This is a genomic window from Advenella kashmirensis W13003, assembly GCF_000506985.1.
GTDB classification, from domain to species: domain Bacteria; phylum Pseudomonadota; class Gammaproteobacteria; order Burkholderiales; family Burkholderiaceae_B; genus Advenella; species Advenella kashmirensis_A.
In genome coordinates this window covers 1-6790 of record NZ_KI650986.1, presented here as the reverse complement: position 1 = coordinate 6790, position 6790 = coordinate 1, and the positions used below count along the sequence as shown (strand labels likewise).

General features: G+C 52.0%; 4 protein-coding genes. 3 read left to right on the top strand and 1 reads right to left on the bottom strand.

Annotated elements, in window-relative coordinates:
• Positions 1 to 174 precede the first annotated feature (174 nt).
• Positions 175 to 606 carry a Cd(II)/Pb(II)-responsive transcriptional regulator gene (cadR, locus tag W822_RS45655; protein ID WP_024007543.1) on the bottom strand — a complete coding sequence of 144 codons (432 nt, stop codon included), beginning with the start codon at positions 604 to 606 and terminating at the stop codon, positions 175 to 177.
• Positions 607 to 701: 95 nt separating this feature from the next.
• Here cadR and W822_RS45650 point away from each other — a divergent pair, with 95 nt between their 5' ends.
• The 3 genes from W822_RS45650 (at position 702) to W822_RS45640 (ending at position 6701) form a co-directional block, all read left to right on the top strand.
• A complete protein-coding gene (locus tag W822_RS45650; RefSeq protein ID WP_024007542.1) occupies positions 702 to 3023 on the top strand; it encodes a heavy metal translocating P-type ATPase in 2322 nt (773 codons plus the stop codon).
• Positions 3024 to 3171: 148 nt separating this feature from the next.
• Positions 3172 to 5355: a TonB-dependent siderophore receptor gene (locus tag W822_RS45645; protein ID WP_031243869.1), complete on the top strand. Its 2184-nt coding sequence runs from the start codon at positions 3172 to 3174 to the stop codon at positions 5353 to 5355.
• A 20-nt stretch (positions 5356 to 5375) separates the two neighbouring features.
• Positions 5376 to 6701 carry a lysine N(6)-hydroxylase/L-ornithine N(5)-oxygenase family protein gene (locus W822_RS45640; RefSeq protein WP_155848237.1) on the top strand — a complete coding sequence of 442 codons (1326 nt, stop codon included), beginning with the start codon at positions 5376 to 5378 and terminating at the stop codon, positions 6699 to 6701.
• Positions 6702 to 6790 lie beyond the last annotated feature (89 nt).

The following is a 6790-nucleotide window of genomic DNA, read 5'->3' as shown; positions in this document are numbered from 1 at the left end:
CCACTGCTAATTTGAACTGTTCATCATATTTCGTCATAAAAAACACCCCAAAGGTTGGATTGATGTCCAACTTTTGGGGTGCATTTCATTAACCGGCACAGCGGGGCGCAGTTTTTTGTATTCGGCAAATTCGGTCTAATCGATGCCGACCGGGGATATCAGGAGCCAAACCGATCAGAGATGCGTATGCCCATGCACATGCGGGTCTGGCATATCAGCAGTTTGCAGCGCCTGAAAAATGCCGCAGTTTTTGACTTCATGGGCGACGGTGCAGCGCTGACGCAGTCGTGTCAATTGCGCTTTCAGCTGAGTCAGTTCACGAATACGCGTTTCGACATGCTCTATATGGGCGTCGATGGACCGGTTGACGGGCTGGCAATCGTCAGGCGTCTCGTCATTGGCCTTGAGCAGGGTGCGAATTTCGTCGTGGGACATGTCCAGGATCCGGCAATTGCGGATAAAACGCAGTCGTTGCACATGCTCTTCGTCGTAGTGCCGGTAATTGCCTTCAGTACGTACAGGCGCGGGCAACAGCCCGGCTTTTTCATAAAAGCGGATGGTTTCAGGGGTGCATCCCTGCATCCGGGCAAGTTCTCCGATTTTCATCTTTTCTCCTGTGAGGTTCGCCAGCGACAAATGGCTTGACTCTGTAGTTACTTCAGGGTTTCTAATGACATTATACGTTGAATTGGAGCATCGTCATGTCAGAGCAGCAAAATCGTGTCACCGCCATCAGGATCGAGCAAATGGACTGTCCGACCGAGGAGCGTCTGCTGCGCAAGGCCCTGGAAAAGAAACCCGGTGTCACCGATCTGCGTTTCAATCTGATGTCTCGTGTTCTGTCGGTGACGCACGATCCGGCCGTGCTGGACGACATTATGTCAGCTATTCGTAAAATCGGTTTTACGCCCGAGCTTAATCAGGGGTCGATACCGCGGTCTGTCACGGGCAGTCATACTGGGTGTTGCGGGCATGATCACTCCGGCAGGGAAGGCGGCGACGAGCATGTTACGCACCGTCATGCTTCGAATAAGGATCATCAGGGGCAGAATGATCATGATCACCATGATCACGGCGGCCATGGTCATTCGCATGACATCTCGCTGACGCAGGGCCAGTCTGAAGTGTCTCCCAATATTGCCGGTGGCGTGTTGCCAGGCTGGTGGCATCTTGCCCTGGCCGGCGTGCTTGCGCTGGGTTCGGAACTGACTCACTGGTTCAGCGGGCCGACTTGGCTTATGGTGGTCACCGCCGTCGCGGCCGTTGCATTGGCGGGAACGGATACCTATCGCAAGGGACTCACAGCGTTGCGATATGGCGACCTGAATATCAATGCTCTGATGAGTATTGCAGTGACTTGTGCACTCCTGATCGGCCAATGGCCTGAAGCGGCCATGGTCATGGTGCTGTTCACCCTGTCCGAATGGATCGAAGCAAAATCGCTGGATCGCACCCGCGCGGCCGTTTCCGGTCTTATGAACCTGGCGCCCGACACCGTAACGGTCCAGGTGAATGGACAATGGCAGGTACAGGAAGTTTCGCAAGTGGCAGTAGACAGCCTGGTGCGCGTGGCACCCGGAGAGCGCATCGGTCTGGATGGCAGCATTGTGCGCGGATTCACAACCGTCAACCAGGCGCCTATTACGGGCGAAAGTGTACCAGTAGACAAACAGAGCGGCGATACCGTCTTTGCCGGAACGATCAACGAAGCCGGTGAAATTGAAATGCAAGTGACGGCGACAGCCGACAACACGACGCTGGCGCGGATCATTCACCAGATCGAAGAAGCGCAGGCTGTCAAGGCACCAACGCAACGGTTCGTCGATACCTTTTCGCGCTATTACACGCCGGCAGTAGTGGTGCTGGCCATCTTGCTGGCGGTCATTCCACCCCTGTTATTCGGTGGCCAGTGGCTGTACTGGATTTATCAGGCTCTGGTGGTGCTGATTATTGCCTGCCCCTGCGCATTAGTCATTTCTACGCCGGTCACTGTTGTCAGCGGACTGACTGCAGCGGCTCGCATGGGAATTCTGATCAAGGGCGGCGTGTATCTGGAACAGGGTCACCGCATGAACTGGCTGGCGCTGGACAAGACCGGCACAATCACGCAGGGTCGGCCAGTGCAGACTGGGATGACCGTTCTGGATGAAGGCATGCAGGCAGCGCAGACGCACAAGATTGCGGTAAGTCTGGCTGCGCGTTCCGATCATCCGGTATCGCGCGCCATTGCCCAGGCGCCGCAGGCGGCTGATGTCGTGCCTCTGCCGGTGGACGCGTTTCTCGCCGTGGCGGGGCGTGGTGTGCAGGGCAGGGTGGACGGACAGCTTTGGTATTTGGGCAGCCCTGTGTGGGCGCAAGAGCTTGGCTTGATGGATGCTGCCACGAATGATACGGTCGTACAGGCACAGACAAATGGCCAGAGTCTGGTGCTGCTCATGAATGAGCGTAACGTCGTATTGCTTTTTACGGCCGCCGATCAGCTCAAGGATAGCAGTATCCAGGCCATTGAACGGCTGCATCGGCTGGGCGTGAACACGGTCATTTTGTCTGGCGACAACCAGGCGGTCGTGGATGCGATTGCGAAAAGCAGTGGGGTGACCGAAGCCCGAGCACAGCTGTTGCCCCAGGAAAAGCAACAAGCCATTGCGGCTTTGCAAAAGGATGATCGTACGGTCGTTGGCATGGCGGGCGACGGCATGAACGATGCCCCCGCACTCGCGCAGGCCAATATCGGATTTGCCATGGGCGCCATGGGCTCGGATACGGCCATTGAAACGGCTGATGTGGCGCTGATGGACGATAATCTGATGAAAATCCCCACGTTTCTAGCGTTGTCGCGTTCGACACGCCGGGTCCTGGTGCAAAATATCTCGCTGGCGCTTGGCATCAAGGCAGTGTTCCTGGTGCTGGTGTTATTGGGGCTGGGGTCGATGTGGATGGCAGTGTTTGCGGATGTAGGTGCCAGCTTGCTTGTGGTGGCCAATGGCTTGCGGCTGTTGCGTTTTTCACAACGCGAAGCGTAGAGGAGTGAGTACATTCTGCACGGATCACTTGCGACTTAACAATTCTTGACGGTTCATCGTTGCTGTTACATTGATTTACAGTAAGTTTTAAATAAAAATACTTCTCGTTGTTATTTTTTTTAGAAACATCAAAAAGACGAGAAGTAATATGACGGCTTTTTCAAGAGGGTTGTATAACCCATCGCGGGTGTTCGTGCCCAATCTGATTCGGCTCTCACTTTTAGGCGCCATGGCAGTCACAACGGGCTCCATGGCCCAGACAAAACAGGGAGCAGCCACCCATCCCGGCGTCACCACGCTCCAGCCTATCCGTGCAGTGAGTCAGGATAGTGCAATCACTGAGGGGACGGGGCAGTACAGTGTTCCGGTTGCATCCACTTCCACGCGGCTGCCGTTATCGCCTCGCGAGACACCGCAGACGATGCATGTCATGACGCGCACACAGATGGATGACTTTAAATTGACTAATGTCACCTCCATGCTGTCGGCCGTGCCCGGGGTTTTCGTGCAGCAGGCAGAAACCGATCGTACCTATTACAACATCCGTGGCTATGAAGTTTCCAACTTTCAGACGGATGGCGTCGGCCTGCCGTTTTCGACGGATGCCCAGATTGGCGACCTTGATACCGCATTTTATGATCGGGTAGAAGTGCTCAAAGGCGCTAATGGCTTGTTGTCCCTTACAGGCAATCCGTCGGGCACAGTTAATTTCATTCGCAAGCGTCCCAAGCGGGAGTTTTCTGCTAACGCCAATTTCTCCTATGGTTCGTTTGCTACCCGGCGTATGGATCTGGATATTACCTCTGCACTTAACGATAGCGGGTCCGTGCGTGGTCGGTTGATTGGTGCATACCAGAACGGTAATTCTTACCTTGATCGCTATGGTCTGGAGAAAAAAATTCTGGGCGTGATGGTCGATGCGGATCTGGGTGATCGGACTACGCTGACATTAGGCCACACCTATCAAGGAAACAAGGCCAGGTCCGCCATGTGGGGGGCACTCACACTTTATTATACTGACGGTAGTCCTGTCTATTATGATGTGTCCGACAGTACAGCACCTGATTGGGCGTACTGGAATACGACAGACCGAACCTCTTTTGCGGAGCTTGCTCACGACTGGGGCGCAGGCTGGAGTACAAAAGCAACCCTGATTTATCGCAAAATCACTCAGGACGCCGAACAGTTCTATGTTTATGGTGTGCCCGACAGTATTACAGGTCTGGGTCTGATGACATATCCGACCAAATACAACCGGTACGAAAGACAAAGGATTGGTGACATCAGCACCACCGGCAAATACAGACTGGGTGGACGCGAGCATGACTTGATGTTCGGTGTCAATGTCAGTCGCAGTGACAATGTTATGACCTCGCTGGACAAGGATATCAATCTTCCATTGCCCTCGATTTTTGTTTGGAACCGACAATTTCCACGCCCCAATTTTGACACGGCCAAAGTCACGTTTGCTGATTTTACAGATCGAAAAACGACTGCATTTATTGCCACTCGTTTGAACCTGACAGATGCGTTCAAAGTCATCGCTGGTATAAATTACACCCATGCGACTAGCAGCGGCCCCCAATATGGGCATCTTCACGATTACAAACGCAATAAACTGTCACCCTACCTCGGTCTGGTCTATGATTTGAATAAAAACTACTCGGTGTATGCCAGTTACACAGGCATATTCAATCCTCAGTTTCAATATGACGTTCAGGGTCAACTTCTTCCGGCGATCGAAGGTAGAAGTTACGAACTGGGTTTAAAAGGAGAGTCGGATGACGGTCGTTTGAATGGTAGCGTGTCGCTGTTTCGCGCTGAACAAAACAATACCGCTGAAACGGACAAATTTCTGGACGGTTTGATGCGTTATAAGCCGGTGGATTCCCGCTCCACTGGTTTTGAATTGGTCTTGCAGGGGGAAGTGCTGCCAGGGCTGCAAGTAAGTACCGGATACACCCATTTGTTTTCAATTAAAGATGAATCCGGCAAGGCGGTACGCGAGTATGTACCCAAGAGTGCCTTCACTATTGCCGCCTCCTATGCCATACCCGCCGTGCGTGGACTTAAGGTAGGTGCGGCGGTCCGCTGGCAATCCGAAGTCCGCCGCCTGCAGGGTAAGACCCCGTCAGGAGCCGATATTTATACCAAACAAAAAGCTTATGCTGTGGCTGACCTGATGGCCAATTATGAAATTAACAAGCACGTTACTGTGGGGGCCAATGTCAAAAACGTATTCAATAAAAAATATCTGACCACGTTACTGTGGGCACAGAGTTACTACGCGCCGCCGCGTTCCGTTGGAATGAATGTCCAATTGAAATATTGATCATCCAAGGGTATTTGACAATGATGCGAACAGATAAAAAGGGCGAGATCCACGACGTGCTTGGCGTGGGCCTCGGTCCGTTCAATTTAAGTTTGGCATGTCTGATGGCTCCGTTGCCGGATCTCGATGTTGTTTTTCTCGAACAAAAGCCTGAGTTCAGTTGGCACGAGGGTTTAATGATCCCCGGCACGACGTTGCAAAATAATTTCATGGCGGATTTGGTGACGCTTGTCGACCCGACTAGCCCTTTCAGCTATCTGAACTATTGCAAGCAGCAGGGCAAGATATATCAGTGTTATTTCCATGAGAATTTCTACCTGACGCGATTGGAATATAACCAGTACTGCCAGTGGGCTGCAAGTCAGTTGGAAAATGTGCATTACCGCCAGCAAGTGACCGGGGTTACATTTGACTATGAACGCGAATGCTACATCGTCACCGCGACTGATTTACAGTCCGAATGCGAACGGCAATATTATGCGCGTAGGCTGGTGGTTGGAATAGGTAGCGCTCCGCGCCTGCCTGTGTGTGTGGATGAAGCATACCAGTCCGCACACAGCGGTCTTTACCTCACAAAGAAGAGCAGGTTGCAAAAGGCATCCCGTATTACGGTCATCGGTAGTGGTCAGAGCGGTGCTGAGATATATTACGACTTACTACGAGACATGGATCAGTACGAGTACGAGCTTTACTGGATTACACGCTCCTCGCATTTTTTCCAAATGGAGACTGGTAAGTTGGCACTGGAGCTGATTACCCCAGACTATGCCGATCACTTCTATTCATTGGGCGATGAAATAAAACGCAGAATTGTGGGAGATCAAGACAGTATCTTTAAAGGTATTAATACCAGTTTGATCGGACAAATTTATGATGAATTGGCTCATAAATCGCAACCTGATCTTGCTCGTACATACTTGTATAGTAATTTGAAGCTGACTCAGTGCAATCAGTTGAGTTCTCAAACTGAGCTGGTTTTCGATCATTGTCAGACGGGCAGGCGATATCGTTTTGTGTCTGATGAAGTCGTTTTCGCGACCGGCTATGGTTATCGAATCCCAGAATTCATGCATGGCATTGTTGGACGGCTACGGCTGGACGATGGGCGCTATTGTCAGAACGAGAACTATGCAGTGGATATGTCTGGTGATGAGGTTTTTATCCAGAATGCAGGCCTGGAAAGTCACGGCGTGACAAACCCCGATTTAGGCATGAATTGCTATCGCAATGCACGGATTATCAATGCAATCATGCAGCGGGAGGTTTATTCTATCGACCACAATACGACATTCCAGGCGTTTTCGCCGGAAGGCAACGATCAGTTTTTGCCGTTGTCGGATCCATGATTATACGCAACGCCATTATCATCATGTCAGCACTGGGCATGATGAGCGACACGGTGCTCATTGGGTTCTATCCGCAGTTTTTTGAGATG